Source organism: Amycolatopsis thailandensis (assembly GCF_002234405.1).
GTDB classification, from domain to species: domain Bacteria; phylum Actinomycetota; class Actinomycetes; order Mycobacteriales; family Pseudonocardiaceae; genus Amycolatopsis; species Amycolatopsis thailandensis.
This window is the reverse complement of the sequence record NZ_NMQT01000118.1, coordinates 24,305-48,090: the sequence shown is the minus strand read 5'-3', so window position 1 is coordinate 48,090 and position 23,786 is coordinate 24,305. Positions and strand designations below refer to the sequence as shown.

Here is a 23,786-nt window from a genome sequence, read left to right as displayed (position 1 = left end):
TTAAGCACGGAATCGGCGATTTTACGCACTGGTGGGAGCGAGCACACCCGGCGCGAAGCCCATGAACCGCTGAGCGAGCCTGGTGAACGGCTCGGCGGATCCGGTGGCGACGAACTCGTGCCGGGGCGGGGTGTCGCGCTCGGCGAGGAGATCGTCCTCGGTGAGGACACGCACGAGGTCACGCGCGGTCTCTTCGGCGCTGGACACCAGCGTGACGTCCTGACCCATGACGATCTGCAGCACCCCGGACAGCAACGGGTAGTGCGTGCAGCCCATGACCAGCGTGTCGACCTGCGCGTCCAGCAGTGGTTCCAGGTAGCCCTGTGCGAGCCCGAGCACCTGACGCCCGGTGGTGATGCCGCGTTCGACGAAGTCCACGAACCGCGGGCACGCGACGCTGGTGATCTCGACGTCCTGCGCGGCGTTGAAGGCGTCGTCGTAGGCGCGGGACCGGACGGTGCCCTCGGTGCCGATCACGCCGATCCGGCCCGAACGCGTGGCGGAGACGGCCCGGCGCGCGGCCGGGAGGACGACCTCTACCACGGGTACGTCGTAGCGCTCCCTCGCGTCGCGAAGGCAGGCGGCCGAGGCGGTGTTGCAGGCGATGACCAGCGCCTTCACCCCGCCTTCGACGATGTCGTCCAGCGCTTCCAGCGCGTACTGGCGTGCCGTCGCGATCGGAAGCGGCCCGTACGGGTTGCGGGCGGTGTCGCCGACGTAGCGCAACTGCTCACCGGGCAGCTGCTCCAGGATCGCCCTGGCGACGGTGAGCCCGCCCACCCCGGAATCGAAGACGCCGATCGGGGCGTCGGCGCTCGGCTTGGTCACCCGGCGAGGTTACCGGGACCGGTCGCTTTCCTGGCCTGGGACCTGTCCATCCGCGCGACCACCCAGGCCGCGAAGATCCCGGACAGCGCGCCGAACAAGTGGCCTTGCCACGAGACGTTCGGCGTACCCGGAAGCAGTCCCCAGAGCATTCCGCTCCAGATGCCGAGCAGCACGACGGCGACCAGGATCTGCCCGGCCGCCCGGTTGAAGATGCCCCTGACCAGCAGGAACGCGAGCCAGCCGAAGGCGACGCCGGACGCTCCCACGGTCACCGTGCCGCTCGGCGCGATCAGCCAGACGCCGAGGCCGGAGAGCACCCAGATGATCGCGGTCACCAGCACCCACCGGCCGATGCCCGCGGCCATCGCGAGGAAGGCGAACACCAGGACGGGGACGGTGTTGGAGAACAGATGGCCCCAGCCGTGGTGCAGCAACGGCGCCCAGATCACGCCGTCGAGCCCGGACAGGTCGCGGGCGAGGATGCCACCCTGGTCGAGGTCGGCGGGCAGCACGACGTCGACCAGTTCGACCAGGTAGAGCAGCACGGTGAAGGCCAGCGCCACGATCGCGGCGGCCTTCGGGTTCGGCGGCAGGACGCGTTTGGCCGGATCCGCACCGGGCGACTCGCTCGCCGGGACCGGCTGGGGAGGCAAAGTGGTCACCATCCCAGGCTACGAGCGGAACAGCGGGATCGCCTCCGTGAGAACCCTGAATTGTCGGTGGGTGCCGCTACGGTCGCTCGCATGGGGATCTCTGCTTCCGAGCACGTCGACGTGCCCGTCTACCTCGCGCGACTCGGCCTCGAACACGAGCCGCCGGGCCTCGACGCGCTCTTCAGGCTGCACAAGGCACACGTGGAGCGGGTGCCGTACGAAGATTTCGAAGTCCAGCTGGGCCGGGTGACGTCGCTGGATCCGGCGGTGTCGTTCGGCCGGATCGCCGCCGGTCGCGGCGGCTACTGCTACCACCTCAACGGCGCGTTCTCGGCCCTGCTGCGAGCGCTCGGCTACCAGGTCACCCGGCATCCGAGCGGGGCGCAGCTCGCCGGCGAACAGGCCGGGATCCACCTCAACCACCTCGCCCTGACGGTGACCGGGCTGCCGGAGGCACCCGAGGACGGCTGGCTGGTCGACGTGGGCCTCGGGGACGGCATCCACGAGCCGCTCCCCCTGCGTGAAGGCGAGTACAAACAGGGGCCGCTGGTGTTCCGCATGCGGCCGTCGGAGGTCACCCCCGGCGGCTGGCGGTTCGACCACGATCCGCAGGGCAGTTTCGTCGGGATGGATTTCGCGCCGGAGGCGGCCGTGATGGCGGACTTCGCCGAGAAACACGTCGAACTGTCCACGTCCGAGGACTCCGGATTCGTCCGCACGCTGGTGCTCCAGCGGCGCGACGCCGAGGGCGTGGACTCGCTGCGCGCGCTGACCTTGAGCGGCCTGCCGGGCGGCAAGACCGTGCTGGAATCACCGGCCGAGTGGTGGACGGCGATCGAGGACGTCTTCGGGGTGGCTCGCGGCGGTTTCACCGGTGAAGAACAGGACAGGCTTTGGCGGCAGGCCGTCGGTCAGCACGAACGTCATACGGCGGGAGGGAGCGAGGACTTGCCCAACGCGTAGTCCACGGCCGCTTCGGCGTGCAGCCGGGTGGTGGGGAAGGTCGGCACGGGACTGTCATCGGGGCCGACGAGCAGTTCGATCTCGGTACAGCCGTAGATCACGCCCTCGGCGCCTGCTTCGACGAGCCTCGCGATGACCTCGCGGTACCGCTCGCGAGAGTCCTCGGTGACGATGCCGTGGACGAGTTCGTCGTAGATGACGCGGTGCACCGTGTCACGGTCGCGCTCGTCCGGGACGAGCACGTCGAGCCCGTGCGCGGCGAGGCGCTCGCGGTAGAAGGGCTGGGCCATGGTGAAGCCGGTGCCCAGAAGGCCGACTCTGTGGATGTTCGCGGCCTTGACCGCGGCGGCTGTGGCGTCGGCGAGGTGCAGCAGCGGGACGCCGAGGCCTTCGGTGAGCTGATCGGCGACCTTGTGCATCGTGTTGGTGCACAGGACGACGAAGTCCGCTCCGGCGGCTTCGAGGGCGCGTGCGGCGCGGTTCAGTTCCCGTCCGGCGTCGTCCCAGCGGCCTTCGGCCTGCATCGCCTCGATCTCGGCGAAGTCCACGGAGTAGAGCACGGTGCGCGCGGAGTGGAACCCGCCGCGCAGCTCACGGACGCGCTCGTTGACCAGCCGGTAGTACCCGGCCGACGATTCCCAGCTCATCCCGCCCAGCAGCCCGATGACCTTCATGCCCGCCATCGTGCCAGCGCGTGTCATGAGGGGTCCCCATAGGACGAAATCTGTCCCATGGGGACCCCTCATGACATCCGGAAGCCAGGTCAGGCCCAGAGCTGCCCGTCAAGCCGCTCGGCCGCTTCGTCGAGCGAGCCGGAGTAAGCGCCCGTGGAGAGGTACTTCCACCCGGCGTCCGCGACCACGAAGGCCACGTCGGCGGGCTTACCCGCGGCGGCGGCCTTCTCGGCGACGGCCAGCGCGGCGTGTAGCACGGCACCGGTCGAGATGCCCGCGAAGATGCCTTCGTGCTCCAGCAGCTCGCGAGTCCGGCGAAGCGCGTCGTACGCGCCGACGGAGAACCGGCCGTTGAGCACGCTGGCGTCGTAGAGCTCCGGGACGAAGCCTTCGTCGAGGTTCCGCAGACCGTAGACCAGCTCGCCGTAGCGCGGTTCGGCCGCGATGATCTGCACGTCCGGCTTCGCCTCGTGCAGGTACCGCCCGACGCCGACCAGGGTGCCGGTGGTGCCGAGGCCGCCGACGAAATGCGTCAGCGTCGGCAGGTCCTTGAGCAGTTCGGGTCCGGTGCCGCGGTAGTGCGCGTCGGCGTTGGCCGGGTTGCCGTACTGGTAGAGCATGACCCAGTCCGGGTTGGCCTCGGCCAGTTCCTTCGCCCGGCGCACGGCCTCGTTGGACCCGCCCGCGGCCGGGGAGAAGACGATCCGCGCGCCGTACGCCTGCAACAGCTGCTTGCGTTCGGTGGAGGTGTTCTCCGGCATGACGCACACCAGGCCGTAGCCCTTGAGCTTCGCGGCCATGGCGAGCGCGATCCCGGTGTTCCCCGACGTCGGCTCCAGGATGGTGGAGCCGCGCCGGAGGGTGCCTTCACGCTCGGCGGCCTCGATCATCGCCAGTGCGGGGCGATCCTTGATCGAACCGGTCGGGTTGCGGTCCTCCAGCTTCGCCCACAACCGCACGTCGTGGGTGGGCGAAAGCCGGGGAAGGCCGACCAGCGGGGTGCCGCCGAGCGCGTCGAGCAGCGACTCGAAGCGAGCCATCGATCAGCCACCGGCCACGGCGGGCAGGATGGTCAGGGTGTCGCCGTCCTTGACCTCGGCCTCGAGGCCACCGGAGAAACGGACGTCCTCGTCGTTGACGTAGACGTTGACGAAGCGGTGCAGCTTCTCTTCCTTGACCAGGCGGGCCTTGAGGCCGCCGTGGCGGGACTCGATGTCGTCGATCACCTCGAGCACGGTCTTGCCGGTCGCCTCGACGGACTTCTCGCCGCCGGTGTGCGTACGCAGGATGGTCGGGATGGACACGGTCACGGCCATGGTTTTCTACCTCCGGTGGTTTCTCTACTACGCAGACGTTCGGGCCGGTCCGGGTTATTCCGGACGGGGGTTCAGCCGATGATCTCGACGGGCTCCTCGGTGATCTCCCCGTCCACGATCCGGTACGACCGGAACTGATGCGAATCGGGGTCCTTGGTGGAGACGAGCACGTAGTGCGCGTCTGGTTCCGAGGCGTACGAGACGTCGGTGCGGGACGGGTAGGCGTCGGTCGCGGTGTGCGAGTGGTAGATGACCACCGGGACCTCGTCGTTGGCGTCCATCTCGCGGTAGAGCTTGAGCAGGTCGCCCGAATCGAATTCGTAGAACGTGGGCGAGCGCGCCGCGTTCAGCATCGGGATGTATCGCTCGGGACTGTCCGAGCCCTCGGGACCGGCGATCACCCCGCACGCCTCATCGGGATGGTCACGACGGGCATGGGCGACGATCTCGTCGACTAGTTCACGGCGGATCCGGAGCACACCGCACATCTTAGGTGCTGGACGCGGTCGGTCCACACTCTGAGATTGCCGCCACTCGATCCCGCGTTTCGTCCTCTGGATGCGGTCCTTGCGCGTGCAACTACCGCATCCAGAGGACGAAATGCGAAGATCAGTGGTCAGGAGAGGGCTTCGGGCCAGACGTCGCGGTACGCGCGCATGTCACCGGCCGAAGTGGCCGAAAGCACGCCGTGCACCATCGCCCGCCCGAACACCCGCGCGGCCGCCGAGCACAGCGTGTCCAGCACCATCGCGCGCCGCGCCGCCGCGACGGGACCCGCGCCGCCGGGCAGCTCCCGGTCGCCGGTCGCCAGCGCGAACACCGTGTCGCCGTCGAACATCGTGTGCGCCGGGCGGACCGCCCTGGCGAGACCGTCCTGCGCGGCCACCGCGAGCCGCCGTGCCTCCGCTTTGGACAGTGCCGCGTCGACAGCCACGACGCCGATGGTCGTGTTGAGCCCCGCCGCCTTCGTCTCGACGTCGCCGGGCCGGTCGGGCCAGCGGACACCGAACTCGCCGTCGACCTCGTGATCCGCCGCGAAGGCGCGGCCGGTCGAGAGGTCGACGGCCTCGCCGGCGGCGTTCACCGCGGCGACGACGCCGACGGTGAACTCCCCCACCCGCTCCGAAGCGGTCCCGATCCCGCCTTTGAGTGATCCTGCCTTCGCCCCGGCGCCCGCGCCGACGGTCCCCAGTGGCACAGGACCCCCGGCGGCCGCTTCGCAAGCCGCGTAACCGAAGGAAGCGTCCGGACGGTTGCCCCAGTCACCGCGCGGCAGGTCGAACAGCACCGCCGCGGGCACGATCGGCACCACTTCGTGCGGCTGGGTCCCGACCGGGATCCCCAGGTTCCGCTCGGCGAGCCAGCGCATGACGCCGTCCGCCGCGGCCAGGCCGTACGCGCTCCCGCCGGACAGGCAGATCGCGTTCACGTGCTGGACCAGGTTCTCCGGCTCCAGCAGATTGGTCTCCCGCGTACCCGGCGCGCCACCGCGCTGGTCGACCGCGCCGACGGCGCCATCGGGGACCAGCACGACCGTCGTCCCGGTCGCCCAGCCGTCGCCGACCCGCTCGTGGTGCCCGACCAGCACGCCGGGAACGTCGGTGATCACGAGGTCAGCGACTGGATGAGGGTCTCCTGCACCCACGTCAGCCAGTGGTAGACGCCGAGATGCGGCGCGCGGGGATCGTCTTCGGGCAGCTCGTCGGGCATGTCCTCGGTGACGTCGAGCGCGGTGCCCAGCGCGAGCCGGACGTCGTTGAGCGCGCCCAGCCACGCGTCGGCCTGCTCGAAGGTCAGCCGCACGTTCCCGCCGTCACGCGGCAGGGTGTCCAGCACGATCTTGGCGACGCCGACCTTCTTGTCCAGCAGATCGGGCTCGTGGATCGACCGCATCGCGGCGGCCGAGTCGATGTCCTCGCGGGTCGGGTTGTCCGGGTCCAGCTTGTGGAAGTCCGGCAGCAGCCGGGAGAGCACCGGATCGTCCGGCGACTCCGTCGGTCCCGTCCGGATCCCGGTCAGCTCCGCCAGCTCGTCCTGCGGCGCCTCCTCGGCGCGCGCGGTGAGCATGTCCTCCAGCTGGCTGACCAGACCGCGCAGCACCGCGGCCTCCTGCTGCTCGAAACCGGCGACGATGGTCTCGCCCTTGCGGCGCCATCCGTTCATGAGGGCTGCTCCATAGTGGCCCAGAGGCCGGCCGCGTGCAGTTTCGCGACGTCGGTCTCCACCTTCTCCTTGGAACCGGAGGACACGATCGCCTTGCCCTTCTGGTGCACGTCGAGCATCAGCTTCGTCGCGTGGTCCCGGCTGTAACCGAACAGCTTCTGGAACACGTACGTCACGTACGACATGAGGTTCACCGGATCGTTCCAGACGACCGTCCGCCAGGGCTTGTCCTCAGAGACGACTTCTACTCCCTGTGGATCAACCTGCGTCTGCTCGGATGCGACAGGCGTGGACATGCACTCCATGGTGTCACGGGCCCAACCCGGTACGGGTTGGCAGGTCCGGCCATGTGGGTGAATAGGCTGGCACCATGGGTTTCCCCGAGGCGGCCACTGGCGCCAGCACCGCGCTGCTCACCGACCACTACGAGCTGACCATGCTGGCCAGCGCGCTGTCCGACGGGACCGCGGACCGGCCGTGCGTCTTCGAGGTCTTCGCACGTCGGCTCCCCGACGGCCGCCGCTACGGCGTCGTCGCGGGCACCGGGCGGGTCCTCGACGCGATCGCGGACTTCCGGTTCACCGACGCCGAACTGAGCCAGCTGGAAGCGACGGCCGTCGTCGACGACGCCACCCTTTCGTGGCTCGCGGACTACTCCTTCTCCGGGAACATCGACGGCTACGCCGAGGGCGAGCTGTACTTCCCCGGCTCCCCGATCCTGACCGTCACCGGAGGCTTCGGCGACGCCGTCGTGCTGGAGACGCTGATCCTCTCGATCCTCAACCACGACAGCGCGATCGCGTCCGCGGCGGCGCGGATGTCGGGCGCCGCGCACGGCAGGCCGATCATCGAGATGGGCGGGCGCCGCACGCACGAGTGGGCCGCCGTCGCCGCCGCGCGGGCCTCGTACCTCGCCGGTTTCGCGACGACCTCCAACCTCGAAGCGGGCCGCCGCTACGGCATCCCGACGCGGGGCACCGTCGCGCACGCGTTCATGTTGCTGCACGACAGCGAGGAAGAGGCGTTCCGCGCGCAGGTCGGCAAGATGGGCGCCGACACCACGCTCCTGGTGGACACCTACGACATCACCAAGGGCATCGAGACCGCCGTGCGGGTGGCCGGGACCGAGCTCGGCGCGATCCGCATCGACTCCGGCGACGTCGGCCCGCTGGCGCGCAAGGCCCGCGAGCAGCTGGACTCCCTGGGCGCCAAGGACACCCGCATCGTGGTGTCCGGCGACCTCGACGAACACGCCATCGCGGCGCTGCGGGCGGAACCGGTCGACGCGTACGGCGTCGGGACCTCGGTCGTCACCGGCTCCGGCGCGCCGACCGCCGGGATGGTCTACAAGCTCGTCGAGGTCGACGGCAAGCCGGTCGCCAAGCGCAGCGCGCACAAAGAGTCCCGCGGCGGGCGGAAATCCGCGATCCGGCGGCACCGCGAGACCGGCACCGCCGTCGAAGAGGTGATCTGGACCGCCGGCTCGGCGGTACCGGAACGGGGACCGAACGACCACGAATTGCAGATTCCGCTGGTCCGGGACGGCCGGACGGTGGATGATTTGCCCACGCTGGACGACGCGCGCCAGCGGCTCCGGCGGGCGCTGGTGAGCCTGCCGTGGGAAGGGCTCAAGCTCTCGCACGGGGACCCCGCCATCCCGACCGTATTCGTCTGAAAAGAACTCAGGAGAAACCCATGGGGACCGCCCTGATCGTGGTCGATGTGCAGAACGACTTCTGCGAAGGCGGGTCGCTCGGCCTGCCCGGTGGCGCCGCCGCCGCCGAAGCGATCTCCAAGCAGGCCGCCGAAGGTGGCTACGCGCACGTCGTCGCCACCCGCGACTACCACATCGACCCGGGCGACCACTTCAGCGAGACGCCGGACTTCAAGGACAGCTGGCCGCGGCACTGCGTCGCCGGCACCTCCGGCGCGTCGTTCCACCCCGCGCTCGACGTGGTCCCGATCAGCGAGGTCTTCTCCAAGGGCGAGTACTCCGCCGCGTACTCCGGCTTCGAAGGCAACGCGCGTGACGGCAAGACACTCGACGCCTGGCTGAAGGAGCGGGACGTCACCGAGGTCGACGTCGTCGGCATCGCGGCCGACTTCTGCGTCCGCGCGACGGCGCTCGACGCGGCGAAGGCCGGCTTCAAGGTGCGGGTGCTGCTGGACCTCACCGTCGGCGGTTCGCAGCCGACGGTCGACGCCGCGCTCAAGGACTTCGACGAGGCGGGCGTCACCTACACCGGAAAGGCGCCGGTCCCGGCCGCATGATCCAGCACGACCTCCAGGACACCCTGATCGAGAACCGGCTCGTCGCGATCCTGCGGGCCGCGGACGCGAGCCGGTTCGCCGACGCCGCGACGGTGCTGCACGCGGCCGGGGTGCGGGTGCTCGAAACGGCGTTGACGACGCCGGGCGCCCCGGACGCCATCACGACCATCCGCAAGAAGCTCGGCGACGACGCGCACGTCGGCGCCGGGAGCGTCCGCGAGGTGTCCGATGTGGACCTCTCGGCGGACGCGGGCGCGACGTTCGTGGTCACGCCCACGGTGAACCCGCTGGTGCTGGAACGCGCGCACGAACGCGGGCTGCCGGTGATCTGCGGCGCGCTCACGCCCACCGAGATCGACCAGGCCTGGCGGCTCGGCGCGGCGGCGGTGAAGGTGTTCCCGATCGCCGCCGTCGGCGGGATCGCCTACCTGCGGGCGATCCGGGCGCCGATGCCGGACATCCCGCTGGTGCCGACCGGTGGCGTGCACCTGGCCGACGTCGGGAAGTACCTCGAAGCGGGTTCGATCGCCGTCGCGGCCGCCACGCCGCTGCTCGGTGACGCGCTCACCTCCGGCGGGTCGCTGACGGACCTCGCGACCCGGGCGGGCGAGTTCGTCGCCGCGGCCGCGAAATACGTCTCGCGCCCCTGAGCCCCTTCCGCGTTTCGGCTCGCGAAGTGTCATGAAGGGTCCCCATGGGACGAAACTTGTCCTAAGGGGACCCTTCATGACACTCGGGCGAGCGAAGGGGGTCAGGGCTTCTTCTTGCCGTAGGGGTCGCAGCGCGCGGTCCCGAGGTAGATGTCGCCCTTCGCCGGTCCGCCGCCCTGCGGGAACAGCTTGATGTGCAGCATGTGCGTCACGAGGCTCCCGTCGGGCGGTGTCGGCGTGACGGTCTCGTTGACCGTGAGCGACGCCAGCGCCGTGCCGCCCTTGCCGCCCGCGATGGTCAGCCGGTAGTTCTGCGGGATGTTCTCCGGCAGGGTGAACCCGGTGACGTCGCCGAACTCGATGTAGCCGAGGCTGCCGTCCTTGGTGGTGCTGCACTTCGCCATGAAGGTGCGGACCTTGATCACCGGGCCGCCGAAACGCTTGAGCAGGGTGGTCTCGAAGCGCCGCCCGGCCGCCTCGCCGACGGCCGCCGCACCGTTGCGGCCGCAGCGCGACTCACCCCCGCCGAACCGGGCGAAGTCGCCGGTCGAGCCGCCCCGGGTCGTCGCGGTCAGGGGACCGTCGACGTCACAGGGCGCGAGCTCGCCGGTGACCACGTGCTCGTCGCCGATCTCCACGTCGAGCGAACCCACCGACGCGGACGCCGTCGCGGGCGCCGGATCGGCCGACGCGATCGCCGGGCCTCCCGTCACCAGCGCCCCGGTCAGCATCGTCACCGACAACAGCCTCGAAACGGGTTTCCTCATGTCCGGCAGCCTCCACCAAGAGCCTGACCCGCGCAGGCCCACGCCACCCGGACGAGTGGACGGGCCATGACCGTGAGGTGGCCGACATTCGGTCCAAGGCCCGCCTTCTGCCGTTAACCTCGGTTCACATTCGTGTACTCATAGGAGGTCTGAGTGTCTTCGCTGTCTGTGGCCGGCACCCGTCCGGTTCTCGCCGACCTCGTTCCCGGCGCGCTGGTCCGTGACGCCGTCCTGGTCGCCGGTGGCGCCGCCCTGACCGGCGCGGCCGCCCAGATCCTGATCCCGGTGCCCGGCTCGCCGGTGCCGATGACCGGCCAGACGTTCGCCGCCCTGTTCGTCGGCGCGGCGCTGGGCTGGAAGCGCGGCGCGCTGTCGATGGCGCTGTACCTCGCCGTCGGCGCGGCCGGCTTCGGCTGGTTCCAGAACGGTTCGTCGGGCCTGTTCGGCGCCAGCGCGGGCTACATCGTCGGTTTCGTCTTCGCCGGCGCGCTGGTGGGCGCGCTCGCCGGTCGCGGCGGGGACCGCACGCCGCTGCGCACCGCGGGGACGATGGTGCTGGGCAACCTCGTCATCTACTCGGTCGGGGTGCCGTGGCTGATGGCGTCGACCGGCTTCGGCCTGTCGACCGCGCTCGAAAAGGGTGTCGTGCCGTTCCTGATCGGGGACGCGCTGAAGATCGCCGTCGCGGCCGCGCTGCTTCCGGCCACCTGGGCGCTGGTTTCCCGCTTCCGCAAGGAGTCGTGACCGGCCCTTTCACCGCCCCACGCGCTGCAATGAAGGGGCCTTTCATGGCAAATTTTGCTATGAAAGGCCCCTTCATTGCACGGGGCGGACGATCTTGACGGTGCCCCCGGCTATCGTCTTGTCCCGTGCCCTCCCGTGCTGATTTCCCCGGTGTCCTCGAACTCCTGACCCACGCGGTCGAGTCCGTGGGCGGTGCCGAGCGCGAGGGCCAGGTCCAGATGGCGGACGCGGTCGGCCGCGCCATCCGCACCGGCGAGCATCTGGCCGTCCAAGCGGGCACCGGCACCGGGAAGTCGTTGGCCTACCTCGTTCCCGCGATCCGGCACGCGGTCGAGAAGGAGGCCACGGTCGTGGTCTCCACGGCCACCATCGCGTTGCAGCGCCAGCTGGTCGACAGGGACCTCCCCCGGCTGGCGAAGGCGCTCAAGAAGCCCCTGGGCCGTGAACCCACCTTCGCGATCCTCAAGGGGCGTCGTAACTACCTCTGCCTCCACCGGCTCGATTCCGGCGCCCCGGACGAGCCGGAGGATCAGCAGCTGTTCGACCCGTTCGCCGTCTCCCGGCTGGGCAAGGAGGTCACCCGGCTGCGGGAATGGTCGTCCGACACCGAGACCGGGGACCGTGACGAGCTGGTCCCCGGCGTCTCGGACCAGGCGTGGCGTCAGGTGTCCGTGACGGCCAAGGAATGCCTGGGCGCCTCACGTTGCCCCATCGGCACGGACTGCTTCGCCGAACGGTCCCGCGCCGAGGCGGGCAAGGCCGACGTCGTGATCACCAACCACGCGCTGCTGGCGATCGACGCGTTGCAGGGCTACCAGGTACTCCCGGACCACGACCTGGTGATCATCGACGAGGCGCACGACCTCGTCGATCGCGTGACCTCCGTGGCGACCGGCGAGCTGACCAGCGGCATGGTCTCCGCCGCCGCCCGGCGCTGCGGGAAACTGGTCGACGACGAGGTGGCGGACCAGCTGCTCGAGGCGGGCGACGGGCTGGCCCTGATCCTCGACGACATGCCGTCGGGCCGGATGGACTCGCTGCCGCAGGCCCTCAACGGCGCGATCCCCGCGGTCCGCGACGCCGCGCACCGCTGCCTCACCTCGCTCGGCAAGGACCGGAAGGAGGACGTCGACGAGGCCACCGCCCGCAAACTCGCGCGGTCGCTGCTCGAAGAAGTCCACGACACCGCGGTCCGGCTGCTCGAAGCCTTCGACGACGACAAGGCGCACCAGCGCGACGTCGTCTGGCTGACCGGGGACCGCTTCTCCACGAACCCGCGGCCGCCCGCGCTGAAGGTCGCTCCGCTGGGTGTCGCGGGTCTGCTGCGGGAGCGGGTCTTCAACCAGCACACGACCGTCCTCACGTCGGCGACGCTGACCCTGGGCGGCACGTTCGACACCATGGCCCGGCAGTGGGGTCTCCCGCCCGGCGGGGCCAGGGTCGAGAAGGCGCCGGGCGCGGCGACCGACAAGGCCGCCCCGGCCGACACCGACGACGCCGACGGCCCGAAGTGGACCGGTCTCGACGTCGGCTCCCCCTTCGACCACAAGCGCAACGGCATCCTCTACCTGGCCAAGCATCTGCCGCCGCCGGGACGGGACGGATTGCAGCCCTCGACGATGGACGAGCTGGCCGAGCTGATCGAGGCCGCCGGCGGGCGCACACTCGGCCTGTTCTCCTCGATGCGCGCGGCGAAGCAGGCCACCGAAGAGATGCGGGAGCGGCTCGACCTGCCGATCCTCTGCCAGGGCGACGACGCCACCGGCCTCCTGGTGCAGAAGTTCTCCGAGGACGCGCGCACCTGCCTGTTCGGCACGCTGTCGCTGTGGCAGGGCGTCGACGTGCCGGGTCCGTCGCTCCAGCTCGTGGTGGTCGACAGGATCCCGTTCCCGCGTCCGGACGACCCGGTCTCGTCGGCCCGGCAGCGAGCCGTGGAGGCCAGGGGCGGCAACGGTTTCCTCACCGTCGCGGCCACGCACGCCGCCCTGCTGCTCGCCCAGGGCACCGGACGGCTGCACCGCTCGGTCACCGACCGCGGCGTCGTGGCGATCCTGGACTCGCGGCTGGCCACCGCCCGCTACGGCGGGTTCCTGCGCGCGTCGCTGCCGCCGTTCTGGCCGACCATGGACCCGAAGGTCGCCCGCGACGCGCTGCGCCGCCTCGACGCCGCCGCCCCGGCCTGAGTGGCCTGGAACACGGCCGAGTACCGTTAACGGAACGCCGAAGACAGGGAGAACCGGTTGTCCCACGAGTCGCCCAACGCACAATCCCGGACGGTCAGCGTCGATGACACCGGAGTGCGGCGCCAGCTCGCGGACGGAAGCGAGGAAGCCGTCACGTGGTCCGAGCTGTCCGCGGTGGTGGTCAGAGTGATCCCTGAAGGCCCGTGGAAAGAAGACGTCTTCTTCATGCTCGCCGGCGCCGACGGGAAGGGCACCGCGATCCCCAGCGGCGACCCGGCCGCCGACGCGCTGATCGAGCGGCTGCAAACGCTGCCGGGCTTCGACAACGAGAAGTTCATCGAGGCCATGACCACCGACGCCGACGAGGCGTACGTGGTCTGGAGCTCCGAAGGCCACGCCGCGAAGCACTAGCCAAGTGCAATGAAGGGGCCTTTCATAGCAAAATTTGCTATGAAAGGCCCCTTCATTGCACTTGAGGGAGACTTACGCGGTGGGGAAGCTTTCCGTGACCGGGATGCCCTTCTTGAGCGTCCGGCTCACCGTGCACAGCCGCTCGATGGCGCGGTCCACCGCCGTCGCGAGGGCCTCCCGGTCCTCGGCCGAGAGCGAGGACACGTCGACGTCGAAGGCGACGTGGACGGCGTCAAGCTCCGAAGCGCCTTCGCGCCTGTCCGCGGTCACGCCGACCCGGAACTTCGAGTCCTCCCCGATCCGGCGCGTGATGAGGTTCTCGGCGGTGACGGCCGAGCAGCCCGCGGCCGCGATCTGAAGCAGTTCGGCGGGTGAGAAGGCGCCCTCGGCGCCCTTGCGCCCGATCGCGACCTCGGCACCACGTTCGTTGCGGCCGATGAAGCGGTGCTCACCGTCGCGCTGGACTTCCAAAGACACGGCTTTCCTTTCAAAGGGGCGGCAGCCTGGGGGCGATCTCGCCGGCGAGCCGTTCCGCGGCGGGGCACATCTCCTGCGGCTGTTTGGCCTTGTCCGAAACGTAGATCTCCACCGTCTCGATCATGGCACGACCGTCGCCCGTGAACCTCCGGTGCGGGATCTCCGCCTGGCAAGCCTTCCACTCCGACGAGACTTCGACGAAGGCCTCCCGCGATCCGAGAGCGACGCGCCTGCCGTCGTCTTCGAACGGCGCCCACTCCCGTTCGAACCGGATCGTCACCTCCATGTCGCGATGGTTCCAGTAGCACTCCCAGTTGCCGAAGACCGGATCCGGCGTGACCGGTGCGCCGACGATCGCCTGCGCCGGACGCCCGCCCAGCTCGCAAGCGTCGAGACTCCCGAGCGTCCCGGCGGGGAAGGGCGTGGGACGTCGCTTGATCGGCTCCCGGTTCAGCACGGCCGCCGCGTGCGCGGCGACCGGATCGACGAAGTCGCACAGGTGCGCGTGCCAGTTCTGGATGTGCCGGGCGTGCACCCACAGCTGGTTGCCGTCCGGCAGCGGAATGGCCCGCTGGCACTTCTCTTCGGTGTCGCTCGGCAACTCGCGCACGCTCAGGTGCCCGGGCGCGGGCTTCTCCAGCATCGGCGATCCCGGAATCGTCAGTTCGAGCCGGACGTCGACGATGTCCCCGTCGTCGGGGCTCATCCGCAGCAGGACACCGCAGGAGTTGAAGGTGCCGTCGGCGGTGTCCAGGCTGGGAGTCCCGAACTGCTTCAGCACGGACGGGTCCACCAGCGAGCACGGGTCGGCCGTTCGCGGATCGCCGACCGAGTCCATCGGGGTCGTGGCGGCCGCCACCGACGCCGGTTCCCTCGTGACGTAGACCAGGCCGCCCGCCAGCACCAGCGCGGCCGCGACGGCTCCGATCACGACGGCCCGCCTGGTCACCCGGAACCGCCGCGACCGCGGGGGAGCGGCGACGTCCGCGACTTCGGACAGGAGTTCGGCGGCGCGGACGGCGTCCGGCCGCCCGGCGGGTTTGCGCCGCAGCAACTCGGTCAGCACCGACGCCAGCGGTCCCGCCCGGCGGATCGGCTCCAGCGTGTACGAGGTCGCGCGGCGGAGCTGGACGAACGGCCCCACGCTCGCGTCTCCCCACACCGAGGTGCCTTCGACGGCGGTGAACAGCGTCGCGCCGAGCGAGAACACGTCCGCGGCGGCCCCCGCCTGCTGCCCTTCGGCCATCTCGGGTGCGACGTAGCCGGGAGTCCCGACGTCGAGGCCGCCACCGGTCCGGGTGACCTCGGCCCACTGCGCGATGCCGAGGTCGGTGAGTTTGGCGGTGCCGTCCTCGGCCACCAGGACGTTGCCCGGTTTGAGGTCGCGGTGGACCATGCCCTTCTCGTGCATGGCCGCGAGCGCCGAGGCGAGCTGGACGCCGATCTTCGCCACCTTGCCGGGTGAAAGCGGCCCCTCGGCGTCGATGATGTCGGCGAGGCTGCGCGACGGCAGGTACTCCATGACGAGCCAGCGGTCGTCACCGTCGATCACGGCGTCGAACACGGTGACCACGTTCGGATGATGCAGACCCGCGCCGATCCGCGCCTCACGCCGGATCTGGCCGCTGTCCCCGGCCTGCGACCGTTTGAGCGCGACGACCCGCCCGAGGTCCTGATCGGTGGCACGCCAGACCACACCCATGCCCCCGGCGCCGATCCGCTCCTCCAAGCGATAGCGCCCGGCTATCAGCCGGTCACCCATGCGGGGAGTATAAAAGGTTAAGCCCTTTGGGCTAGGACCGTGACTGTTCCGGGATCGACTTCGGTGAAACCGGCGTCCCGGACCGCGACGACGCCGTCACGGCGCCACGAGCCCTCGGGATCCTCGATCGGGCACAACGCCTTCCAGGTCACGACAGGCGGGGTCCGCACCGAGCAGCGGAACCCGGTCCCGGCCCAGGCGGCCAGTTCGGCCTCGTCCAGCAGCGAAGCCAGGATCATCGTCGCGTGCCCGACCTGGGCGGCCCCCTTGCCGACGGTCATCGTGACCTCGGGGTTCAGCAGCAGCCGGGGAAGCCCGTCCGGCGCCGATCCCGGCTCGTCGGCCGGGAGCTCGCTCCCGGAGATCTGGAGCCGCGAGACCTCTTTCGGCGTATCGACGACGCGGCCGGGGAGCAACGCCCGCGCCTCGGCGCCGTCCACCTCGATCGTGATACCCGGCAGCTCCTGGACCGCCTGCCAGTGCGCGCCACGCGCCCGCCGGGCGACCTTGCGGATCCGGCCGTCGACCCACGCCTTGAGCGGTTCGTGCCATTCACCCTCTGGCGCGGCGCGTTCGTCGAGACAGACCGCGACCGCGGCCGCCGCGGCGGCCTCCAGCAACGCTGTCCTGGCGGGCGGTTCGGCACGTTCCATCCGCAGGATCACCGGCATGGCGCGGACCTCGGCGGGATCCTCGTCGGAGGTGTCCACCGTGTCTTCGGCGGGCAGACCCAGCCAGTACGCGTAGCGCGCGGCCAGCGGCTCCAGAACGCTCATGGGCGGGAAAGCTCGAGACCGTCGGCCGCGTCGGCCGCCTCGATCTCGGCCCTGGTGACCCCGAGCAGGAACAGCACGGCGTCGAGGTACGGGTGCGAAAGCGCGGTGTCGGCGACCTCGCGCAGCGCGGGCTTCGCGTTGAAGGCGACACCCATCCCGGCGACCGACAGCATGTCGATGTCGTTCGCCCCGTCACCGACCGCGACGCACTGCTGGAGCGAGATCTCGTACTCCTCGGCGAAGCGGCGCAGCGCGGTCGCCTTGCCCGCGCGGTCGACGATCTCCCCGACGACGCGGCCGGTGAGCTTGCCGTCGACCACTTCGAGCTCGTTCGCGGCGGCGAAGTCGAGGCCGAGGTCGTCCACGAGCGACTTGATGATCTTGGTGAAGCCGCCCGAAACGACCCCGCAGCGGAAGCCCATCCGCTTCAGCGTGCGGATCGTCGTGCGCGCGCCCGGGGTGAGCTCGATCGACGCGGCGACCTCGTCGAGCACCGTTTCCGGGAGCCCTTCGAGCAGCGCGACGCGGCGCTCCAGCGACTCGCCGAAGTTCAGCTCGCCGCGCATCGCGGCCTCGGTGATCTCGCGGACCTGCGGTTCGACGCCGGCGTGCGCGCCGAGCATCTCGATGACTTCGCCCTGGATGAGCGTGGAGTCGACGTCGAAGACGACCAGGCGCTTGGCGCGGCGGGCGAGGCCCGCCCGCTCGACCGAGATGTCGATCCCGGCCTCGACGGCGGCGTCCGCCAGCGCGGTGCGCAGCGCGGCGTCGGCCTCCGGGGTGTCCTGGGCGAGCGAGGCGTACAGCTCCAGCCCGGTCACCGGGTAATCGGCGACGCTGCGGATCGAGTCGATGTTGACGTCCAGCGCGGCGAGGCGGCGCGCGACGTCGGAGAACGCCCGCGCGGTCACCGGGCGGCCGAGCATCAGCAGGACATGCGTCGAGTCCTTCTGGCCGCTGGCGAACGGGTCCGCGCCGATGGCCGAACCGATCTTCACCTCGACCTCCATGCCGACCGACGCCATCGCCTGCTCGACGTACTCCTGCAGGCCCTCGGGGTCGCGGTACACGCCGGCCAGGACGCCGAGCACCAATTGGCCGCGGATGACCACCTGCTCGACGTCGAGGACGTCGACGTCATGGCGCGACAGCACGGCGAACAGCACCGAGGACACACCAGGCTTGTCGGGACCGGTCGTGGTGATGAGAACTGGTGTCTGCGTCACCGGGTCAGTCTCCCTCAGGCAGGCATGAAAAAGGCGCGTGCCTCGCCTCGGTGTGAGGCAGGGCACGCGCCATTTCCGCTTATCGGGTCACTGCTCGCTGGCGTTGTCCTTGGAGTGATCACCCGGCATGGCCGCGTCGGTGAGCACCTGGGACGGCGCGCGGTGGGTGTTGACCTTCTGCTTCCCGAAGAAGCCGATCTCACCCTCCTTGTGGATGCGCTCGACCATGTGCGGGTAGTGCAGTTCGAACGCCGGACGCTCGGACCGGATCCGCGGCAGCTCGGTGAAGTTGTGCCGCGGCGGCGGGCAGGAAGTCGCCCATTCGAGCGAGTTGCCGTAGCCCCACGGGTCGTCCACCGTGACGATCTCGCCGTACCGGTAGCTCTTGAAGACGTTCCAGATGAACGGCAGCGTCGAGGCACCGAGGATGTACGCGCCGATCGTGGAGATCGTGTTCAGCGTGGTGAACCCGTCGGACTGGAGGTAGTCCGCGTACCGGCGCGGCATGCCTTCGGCACCCAGCCAGTGCTGCACGAGGAACGTCGCGTGGAAGCCGATGAACGTGGTCCAGAAGTGCCACTTGCCGAGCTTCTCGTCCATCATGCGGCCGGTGATCTTCGGGAACCAGAAGTAGATCCCGGCGAACGTGGCGAACACGATCGTGCCGTAGAGCACGTAGTGGAAGTGCGCGACGACGAAGTAGCTGTCCGACACGTGGAAGTCGATCGCCGGCGCGGCCAGCATGATGCCGGTCAGACCGCCGAAGAGGAACGTGACGATGAAGCCCATCGAGAAGATCATCGGCGTCTCGAAGGACAGCTGGCCCTTCCACATCGTGCCGATCCAGTTGAAGAACTTCACGCCGGTCGGGACCGCGATCAGGAACGTCATGAAGGAGAAGAACGGCAGCAGCACGGCGCCGGTCGCGTACATGTGGTGCGCCCACACGGCCACCGACAGCGCGGCGATCGCCAGCGTCGCCCAGACCAGGCCCTTGTATCCGAAGATCGGTTTGCGACTGAAGACCGGGAAGATCTCCGACACGATCCCGAAGAACGGCAGGGCCACGATATAGACCTCTGGATGGCCGAAGAACCAGAAGAGGTGTTGCCAGAGGATCACGCCGCCGTTCGCGGGGTCGAACACATGCGCCCCGAGATGCCGGTCCGCCAGCAGGCCCATCAGCGCCGCGGTCAGGATCGGGAACGCCAGCAGGATCAGGATGCTGGTGACCAGGATGTTCCAGGTGAAGATCGGCATCCGGTACATCGTCATACCCGGGGCGCGCAGGCAGACCACCGTGGTGATCATGTTGACGCCACCGAGGATGGTGCCGAGACCGGACACGACCAGACCGGAGATCCACAGGTCGGCGCCGACGCCGGGCGAGTGGATGGCGTCCGACAGCGGGGTGTAGGCGAACCAGCCGAAGTCGGCGGCGCCACCCGGGGTCAGGAAGCCGGACATCACGATCAGGCCGCCGAAGAGGTACAGCCAGTACGAGAACGCGTTCAGCCGCGGGAAGGCCACGTCGGGCGAACCGATCTGCAGCGGCAGCACGAAGTTCGCGAATCCGAAGAGGATCGGGGTCGCGTACAGCAGCAGCATGATCGTGCCGTGCATCGTGAACAGCTGGTTGTACTGCTCCTGCGAAAGGAACTGCTGCCCGGGACGCGCCAGCTCGGAGCGGATCAGCATCGCCATCGCGCCGCCCACCATGAAGAAGGCGAACGACGTGACCAGGTACATGATGCCGATTTGCTTGTGGTCCGTCGTGCGGAACAACCGCAGCAGGTACGAACCCTTAACCGACTCGCGCGCGGGATACGGGCGCGTGGCGATCGGCTTGGGGGCTACGGCCGTCACTCCTGCCTCCAACACTCAAACCTTGTGGTGGTCAATGTTCTGCCGTCGGGCCGGGTCGGGGGACCCATTTCGGCGGCTAGTGGGGATCGTAGCCCTCACTACCGACAGTCGCGCGCACCGGCTGGCAAGATCGGGCCGTGACCGACGAACACACCCGTGCGGGAGTGGCCGCGGCGATCGCTGTCGGTGACCGGTTCGGGCTTCCGACGGGGACTCCCGAGGTACTGCATTTCAAGTCGAACGTGCTGGTGAGACTGGGTCCGGTGGTGGCGCGGGTGCCGGGCACGACGCGCTTCGCCCGTCCGTCCCCGGAGGACTGGCTCGCGCGCGACGTCGAGCTGTCGAGGCACCTCACGGAACGTGATGTGCTCGTCGTCTCACCCACCACGGATCCCCCGGCCGGACCGCATTTCGCCGACGGCCTGCCGGTCACTCTCTGGCATTACACGCCACACGAGCCGGGCCACACGCTGTCGCCGCGCGAGGTCGCGGTTTCGCTCGCCCGGGTGCACGACGCGCTCGCGGACTACCCCGGGGAGCTGCCCGGACTCGGGCCGGTCCGTGAACTCCGGACCTTGCTCGACCGGCACGGGCACACGATGGCCGGAGCGGCGCCCCGGCTGTACGAAGAACTCGAACGGGTCGCCGCGGCCCTGCCGTCGGCCGGGGCCCGGCCGCTGCACGGTGACGCCCATCGGGGGAACGTCGTCGCGACGGCGGCCGGGCCCTGCTGGCTCGACTTCGAGGACACCTGGCGCGGACCGCTCGGCTGGGACCTCGGTGTCCTCTACGCGGAGGCCGGGCCGGCGGCTCTGGAGGCGTACCCGGCGGAGGTCTCCCCCGAGTCGCTGGAGCCGTTCATCGCGCTGCGACGGTTGTTCGAGATCCCCTGGCGGTTCGTGATCGCGCGGCGGTTCCCGGAGCGACTCGGAGAGGCCGAAGCCGCCCTCGCGCGCTACTTCTCCCGCGTTTAGTCCTCTGAATGCGGTCGTTGGCAGTGCGAACTACCGCATTCAGAGGACTAAATGCGGGGTTTCAGACGGCCGCCATCAGGAGCTTCGCCGCCACGTCGACGCCGTCCGTCCGCACCTCACCACCGACTCGAGCGGCGCGCGAAGCGACGTCGGGCCGAAGCACCTCCTCCAAGGCGAGCGTCAGCGCATCGGCGGAAGGCTCTCCCGTGATCGAGGTCCCCACCCCGAGTTCCCGGACACGCCGCGCGAAGTAGGGCTGGTCGAACATCTGCGGGACGAGCACCTGCGGCACCCCGGCCCGGGTCGCCGCCGTGGTCGTCCCGGCGCCGCCGTGGTGCACGACCGCCGCGACGCGCGGGAAGAGCGCCTGCTGGTTGACGTCCCCGATGGCGAGGCAGTCGGGTTCGTCGTCGATCAGCGCCAGTTCGGTCCAGCCGCGGAACACGATCGCCCGCCGCCCGTGCGCCCTCGCGGATTCGATCATCGCCTTCGCGATCTCCTCCGGCGCGCGGATGCTCCCGAAGCCGAAGTAGACCGGCGGTTCCCCGTCGTCGAGGAACGCCTCCAGCTCCAGGGACAGCGGACTGTCGTCCGGCAGGATCCAGGCGCCGGTCTGGTGCACGTCCAGCGCCGACGGTCCCCGCCACGGCGCCAGCACCGGATCGGCGGCCAGCCACGGCGCCTCGGTGAAGATGTGCCCGCGGACGTCGTCGACCGGCGGGAGGCCGAGCAGTTTCCGCCGCGCGCCGAGCACACCACCCCATTGAGCGTTCCACCGTTCCGCGTCGTCGGCCCACAAGGCCGGGATGGCGGCGTCGGGATTCTCCGGCGCCCACCCCGGGAAAACGGGCGGACGATGGTGCAGGGAAGGCAGCGTTATCGGGCAGTAGGCGGTGAAGAAATAGGGAATCCCTTTTCGCTCGGCCACCGAATGGGCGGCGATGTTCAACGCCATTCCCGCGACGACGGCGTCGCAACCCTCGGCCGCCTCCGGCATCGTCTCGAACTGGTCGACGACCATGGCCTCGGCCATCTCGCGCCGCCCTTCGGGTGAAGCCATCGCCTTGGTCATCGCGGAATCCGGTTTCGCGGTCGACCGGAGTTCCGGCCCCAGCGGGGCGAAGGAGATCCCGAGACCTTCGGCCCAGTCACGGAAATCCGGCGGCGCGCAGAGCCGGACCTCCTGACCGAGTTCCCGTAATCGCACCGCCAATGCCACCAGCGGCTGCACCTCACCCCTCGTCCCGATCGTGGACAGGAGTACACGCATGGGAATCCCCCTTCGGCAAATACGTGAAGGCACGAATTGTGGACCGGGAATGAGGGCTTGCCGCAAGCCCCGGGGTCCGCTATACCTTTGAAGGGGCAAGGGAAACCGTTTCTTACGCGGGGTACCAGCCCAAGATCGCTTCGACGACTCCGGCCGGATCCTCCAGCGGCGTCAGATGTCCCGCCTCCGGAAGCACGACCAGTGTCGCGTCCGGCAGCGTTTCCACCAGGGTGTTCGCCGCTTCCAGCGGGGTAAGGCCGTCCTCTTCGCCGACCACGACCAGCGCGGGAACGTCGGCCGAGCGCAGCGTTTCGAGCGAATCGGGCCGGGCCGCCATCGCGCGCGCCGCCCACGCGATCCCCGACGGCGGCTGCGTCGTGATCAGCTCGCGAAGCCGCTCCGCGACTTCAGGCGCGGCCTTCTCCGCGAGCAGCCCGGGCGTGACGGCTTCGGGCATCCATCCGGCGCCTTCCGCCTCGACACGGGCCGCGACGTCGTGCCGGGCCCGCACGGCCTCGGGAGTGTCGGCCGTCGCCTTCGTGTCGATGAACACCAGCCCGCCCACGCGTTCCGGCGCGAGACGCAGCACCGCCATCGTCAGGTAGCCGCCCATCGAACAGCCACCGAGGACGACCTTGTCCAGTCCGAGCCGGTCGAGCAGCGCCACGACGTCGCGGGCGGCGTCGTCCAGGTCCGGCTCACGGTCGGTTTCCGGCAACGGGCTGCGGCCGAGACCGCGCTGGTCGGGGGTGATCAGCCTCAGGCGTTCGGAAAGCGGCGCTCGCACCCCGTCCCACATGCGGGCGTCGACGGGAAAGGCGTGCAGCAGTACCAGCGGGAGTTCCTTCATGGCGATAATTCTGTCGCACCCCCGCGCTACCGTCGGATCCGTGCTGACAGAGATCAAGACGGAGAGGTTGCTGCTGCGGCGGCTGCGCGAGGCGGATCGCGAGAACATCGTCGCGCTCCAGGCCGATCCGGAGACGAACAAGTTCAACCCGGTGCCGCACACCGTCGAGGGTGCGAACGAGCTTTACGACGCCTGGCTGAAGCAATGGGCCGAGCACGGCTTCGGTTATCTCGTGGTGTCCGCTTTGGACGATCCCGAGGTGATCCTGGGTTTCGGCGGCGTGCGGTACCACGAATGGAACGGCGAGCGCGTACTGAACCTCGCGTACCGTTTCTGGCCGTCCACCTGGGGAAAGGGCTACGCGACGGAGATGGCGGCGGCCGTCGTCGAATGGGCGGAGCGGGAGATCCCCGATGTCCCGGTGATCGCCAACATCATGGTGTCCAACCAACCGTCGGTCCGGGTCGCCGAGCGGCTCGGCTTCAAGATCCACACGGAGGAGGAGTACGAGGGAGAACCTTCACTGCACCTGCGGCGCTGACTCACCAGCGGCCGGGGCGGCGCCGGGACCGCGCGTCCCAGCACGGCTTGTGCCAATGGCGGCGGTCGGCGACACCGCCGGTGTCGTCGGCGGGCCAGACGACCAGATGCGGGGTTCCCGGCCGGATCTCATGGTCGCAGCCGGGACAGCGGTAGTCCTTGGTGGCCTGCGCGCCGGGCACCGTCCGGACCAGCCATTCCCCGTCGCTGGCCGATTCGGAGCGCGCCCAGCCGGTCGACGCGCCCAGGTCGGGGCGTCCACCGCGGTCGGGCCGATTACGTCGAGGCACGTCCGAAACGGTATCTGGCCCGTGCCGCACGTGTGCCGTCCGTCTGATCACACGTGCCGTCCCTCCAAGCACACGTGTCGTCCGTCTGATCACGCGCGCCGTCCCTCCAAACACGCGCGCCGTCCGTCTGAT

General features: G+C 69.8%; 27 protein-coding genes. 9 read left to right on the top strand and 18 right to left on the bottom strand.

What is annotated here, in order from left to right; genetic code table 11:
* Nucleotides 1-21: 21 nt before the first annotated feature.
* Together murI and CFP71_RS31755 are read right to left on the bottom strand one after the other, a co-directional pair.
* Nucleotides 22-828 (bottom strand): glutamate racemase, encoded by an 807-nt coding sequence (gene murI / locus CFP71_RS31760; RefSeq protein ID WP_093937632.1) that lies wholly within the window; start codon nt 826-828, stop codon nt 22-24.
* A complete protein-coding gene (locus tag CFP71_RS31755; protein ID WP_378277604.1) occupies nt 825-1,490 on the bottom strand; it encodes a rhomboid family intramembrane serine protease in 666 nt (221 codons plus the stop codon). Before CFP71_RS31755 ends, murI begins: the two co-directional genes overlap by 4 nt.
* A gap of 81 nt (nt 1,491-1,571) precedes the next feature.
* On the opposite strand from CFP71_RS31755, the gene CFP71_RS31750 reads away from it, so the two are divergent.
* Complete coding sequence (locus CFP71_RS31750; RefSeq protein ID WP_093937630.1) at nt 1,572-2,444, top strand: arylamine N-acetyltransferase family protein; 873 nt, start codon at nt 1,572-1,574, stop codon at nt 2,442-2,444.
* On the opposite strand, the gene CFP71_RS31745 is transcribed toward CFP71_RS31750, so the two are convergent.
* From CFP71_RS31745 to clpS, 7 genes are all read right to left on the bottom strand, one after another.
* Nucleotides 2,405-3,118: an aspartate/glutamate racemase family protein gene (locus CFP71_RS31745; RefSeq protein WP_093937629.1), complete on the bottom strand. Its 714-nt coding sequence runs from the start codon at nt 3,116-3,118 to the stop codon at nt 2,405-2,407. The two genes, CFP71_RS31750 and CFP71_RS31745, sit on opposite strands and share 40 nt — an antisense overlap.
* A gap of 89 nt (nt 3,119-3,207) precedes the next feature.
* Nucleotides 3,208-4,158 carry a PLP-dependent cysteine synthase family protein gene (locus tag CFP71_RS31740; RefSeq protein WP_093937628.1) on the bottom strand — a complete coding sequence of 317 codons (951 nt, stop codon included), beginning with the start codon at nt 4,156-4,158 and terminating at the stop codon, nt 3,208-3,210.
* 3 nt (nt 4,159-4,161) lie between these two features.
* The gene (locus CFP71_RS31735) at nt 4,162-4,434 is read right to left on the bottom strand and encodes a MoaD/ThiS family protein (RefSeq protein ID WP_005165659.1); all 273 of its coding nucleotides are present in this window, start codon (nt 4,432-4,434) and stop codon (nt 4,162-4,164) included.
* Nucleotides 4,435-4,505: 71 nt separating this feature from the next.
* Entirely contained in the window at nt 4,506-4,913 is a 408-nt protein-coding gene (locus CFP71_RS31730) for a M67 family metallopeptidase (protein ID WP_007028263.1), read from the bottom strand.
* A 137-nt stretch (nt 4,914-5,050) separates the two neighbouring features.
* A complete protein-coding gene (locus tag CFP71_RS31725) occupies nt 5,051-6,043 on the bottom strand; it encodes a P1 family peptidase (RefSeq protein ID WP_093937627.1) in 993 nt (330 codons plus the stop codon).
* Entirely contained in the window at nt 6,040-6,597 is a 558-nt protein-coding gene (locus tag CFP71_RS31720) for a DUF2017 domain-containing protein (RefSeq protein ID WP_037320714.1), read from the bottom strand. Before CFP71_RS31720 ends, CFP71_RS31725 begins: the two co-directional genes overlap by 4 nt.
* Nucleotides 6,594-6,893, bottom strand: a complete 300-nt coding sequence (clpS, locus tag CFP71_RS31715) for an ATP-dependent Clp protease adapter ClpS (protein WP_005165655.1) — start codon at nt 6,891-6,893, stop codon at nt 6,594-6,596. Before clpS ends, CFP71_RS31720 begins: the two co-directional genes overlap by 4 nt.
* Before the next feature lie 74 nt (nt 6,894-6,967).
* Here clpS and CFP71_RS31710 point away from each other — a divergent pair, with 74 nt between their 5' ends.
* From CFP71_RS31710 to CFP71_RS31700, 3 genes are read left to right on the top strand one after another with little or no spacing between them, the layout of a single operon-like run.
* Nucleotides 6,968-8,272, top strand: a complete 1,305-nt coding sequence (locus tag CFP71_RS31710; RefSeq protein WP_093937626.1) for a nicotinate phosphoribosyltransferase — start codon at nt 6,968-6,970, stop codon at nt 8,270-8,272.
* Between the two features lie 20 nt (nt 8,273-8,292).
* Nucleotides 8,293-8,868 (top strand): isochorismatase family protein, encoded by a 576-nt coding sequence (locus CFP71_RS31705; RefSeq protein ID WP_093937625.1) that lies wholly within the window; start codon nt 8,293-8,295, stop codon nt 8,866-8,868.
* A complete protein-coding gene (locus CFP71_RS31700; RefSeq protein WP_093937624.1) occupies nt 8,865-9,518 on the top strand; it encodes a bifunctional 4-hydroxy-2-oxoglutarate aldolase/2-dehydro-3-deoxy-phosphogluconate aldolase in 654 nt (217 codons plus the stop codon). The genes CFP71_RS31705 and CFP71_RS31700 overlap by 4 nt, the downstream gene beginning before the upstream one ends.
* Nucleotides 9,519-9,619: 101 nt before the next feature.
* Here CFP71_RS31700 and CFP71_RS31695 read toward each other — a convergent pair whose 3' ends face one another.
* Nucleotides 9,620-10,285, bottom strand: coding sequence for a choice-of-anchor P family protein (locus tag CFP71_RS31695; RefSeq protein WP_093937623.1), 666 nt, complete (start codon nt 10,283-10,285; stop codon nt 9,620-9,622).
* Between the two features lie 153 nt (nt 10,286-10,438).
* On the opposite strand from CFP71_RS31695, the gene CFP71_RS31690 reads away from it, so the two are divergent.
* The 3 genes from CFP71_RS31690 (at nt 10,439) to CFP71_RS31680 (ending at nt 13,623) form a co-directional block, all read left to right on the top strand.
* The gene (locus tag CFP71_RS31690) at nt 10,439-11,029 is read left to right on the top strand and encodes a biotin transporter BioY (RefSeq protein WP_093937622.1); all 591 of its coding nucleotides are present in this window, start codon (nt 10,439-10,441) and stop codon (nt 11,027-11,029) included.
* 125 nt (nt 11,030-11,154) lie between these two features.
* Nucleotides 11,155-13,212, top strand: a complete 2,058-nt coding sequence (locus CFP71_RS31685) for an ATP-dependent DNA helicase (protein WP_093937621.1) — start codon at nt 11,155-11,157, stop codon at nt 13,210-13,212.
* Nucleotides 13,213-13,269: 57 nt separating this feature from the next.
* Complete coding sequence (locus tag CFP71_RS31680) at nt 13,270-13,623, top strand: hypothetical protein (RefSeq protein WP_026466908.1); 354 nt, start codon at nt 13,270-13,272, stop codon at nt 13,621-13,623.
* A 72-nt stretch (nt 13,624-13,695) separates the two neighbouring features.
* On the opposite strand, the gene CFP71_RS31675 is transcribed toward CFP71_RS31680, so the two are convergent.
* The 5 genes from CFP71_RS31675 to ctaD all read right to left on the bottom strand — a co-directional run bounded on the left by CFP71_RS31675 (nt 13,696) and on the right by ctaD (nt 19,730).
* A complete protein-coding gene (locus CFP71_RS31675; RefSeq protein WP_093937620.1) occupies nt 13,696-14,100 on the bottom strand; it encodes an OsmC family protein in 405 nt (134 codons plus the stop codon).
* Between the two features lie 10 nt (nt 14,101-14,110).
* Nucleotides 14,111-15,862, bottom strand: a complete 1,752-nt coding sequence (locus CFP71_RS31670; protein ID WP_093937619.1) for a serine/threonine-protein kinase — start codon at nt 15,860-15,862, stop codon at nt 14,111-14,113.
* 17 nt (nt 15,863-15,879) lie between these two features.
* Nucleotides 15,880-16,638, bottom strand: coding sequence for a peptidyl-tRNA hydrolase (locus CFP71_RS31665; RefSeq protein ID WP_093937618.1), 759 nt, complete (start codon nt 16,636-16,638; stop codon nt 15,880-15,882).
* Nucleotides 16,635-17,864, bottom strand: coding sequence for a phosphoserine phosphatase SerB (gene serB / locus CFP71_RS31660; protein WP_093937617.1), 1,230 nt, complete (start codon nt 17,862-17,864; stop codon nt 16,635-16,637). Before serB ends, CFP71_RS31665 begins: the two co-directional genes overlap by 4 nt.
* 87 nt (nt 17,865-17,951) lie before the next feature.
* Nucleotides 17,952-19,730 (bottom strand): aa3-type cytochrome oxidase subunit I, encoded by a 1,779-nt coding sequence (ctaD, locus tag CFP71_RS31655; RefSeq protein ID WP_093937616.1) that lies wholly within the window; start codon nt 19,728-19,730, stop codon nt 17,952-17,954.
* A gap of 137 nt (nt 19,731-19,867) precedes the next feature.
* On the opposite strand from ctaD, the gene CFP71_RS31650 reads away from it, so the two are divergent.
* Nucleotides 19,868-20,704: a phosphotransferase gene (locus tag CFP71_RS31650; RefSeq protein WP_093937615.1), complete on the top strand. Its 837-nt coding sequence runs from the start codon at nt 19,868-19,870 to the stop codon at nt 20,702-20,704.
* 61 nt (nt 20,705-20,765) lie between these two features.
* Here the strand turns inward: CFP71_RS31650 and CFP71_RS31645 are convergent, their stop codons facing one another.
* Nucleotides 20,766-21,974 (bottom strand): glycosyltransferase, encoded by a 1,209-nt coding sequence (locus CFP71_RS31645; RefSeq protein WP_093937614.1) that lies wholly within the window; start codon nt 21,972-21,974, stop codon nt 20,766-20,768.
* Nucleotides 21,975-22,086: 112 nt separating this feature from the next.
* Nucleotides 22,087-22,824, bottom strand: coding sequence for an alpha/beta fold hydrolase (locus CFP71_RS31640; protein ID WP_093937613.1), 738 nt, complete (start codon nt 22,822-22,824; stop codon nt 22,087-22,089).
* Between the two features lie 40 nt (nt 22,825-22,864).
* Here CFP71_RS31640 and CFP71_RS31635 point away from each other — a divergent pair, with 40 nt between their 5' ends.
* On the top strand, nt 22,865-23,365 hold the full coding sequence (locus tag CFP71_RS31635) for a GNAT family N-acetyltransferase (protein WP_093937612.1): 501 nt from the start codon (nt 22,865-22,867) through the stop codon (nt 23,363-23,365).
* A 1-nt stretch (nt 23,366) separates the two neighbouring features.
* Here CFP71_RS31635 and CFP71_RS31630 read toward each other — a convergent pair whose 3' ends face one another.
* A complete protein-coding gene (locus tag CFP71_RS31630) occupies nt 23,367-23,654 on the bottom strand; it encodes a hypothetical protein (protein ID WP_093937656.1) in 288 nt (95 codons plus the stop codon).
* Nucleotides 23,655-23,786 lie beyond the last annotated feature (132 nt).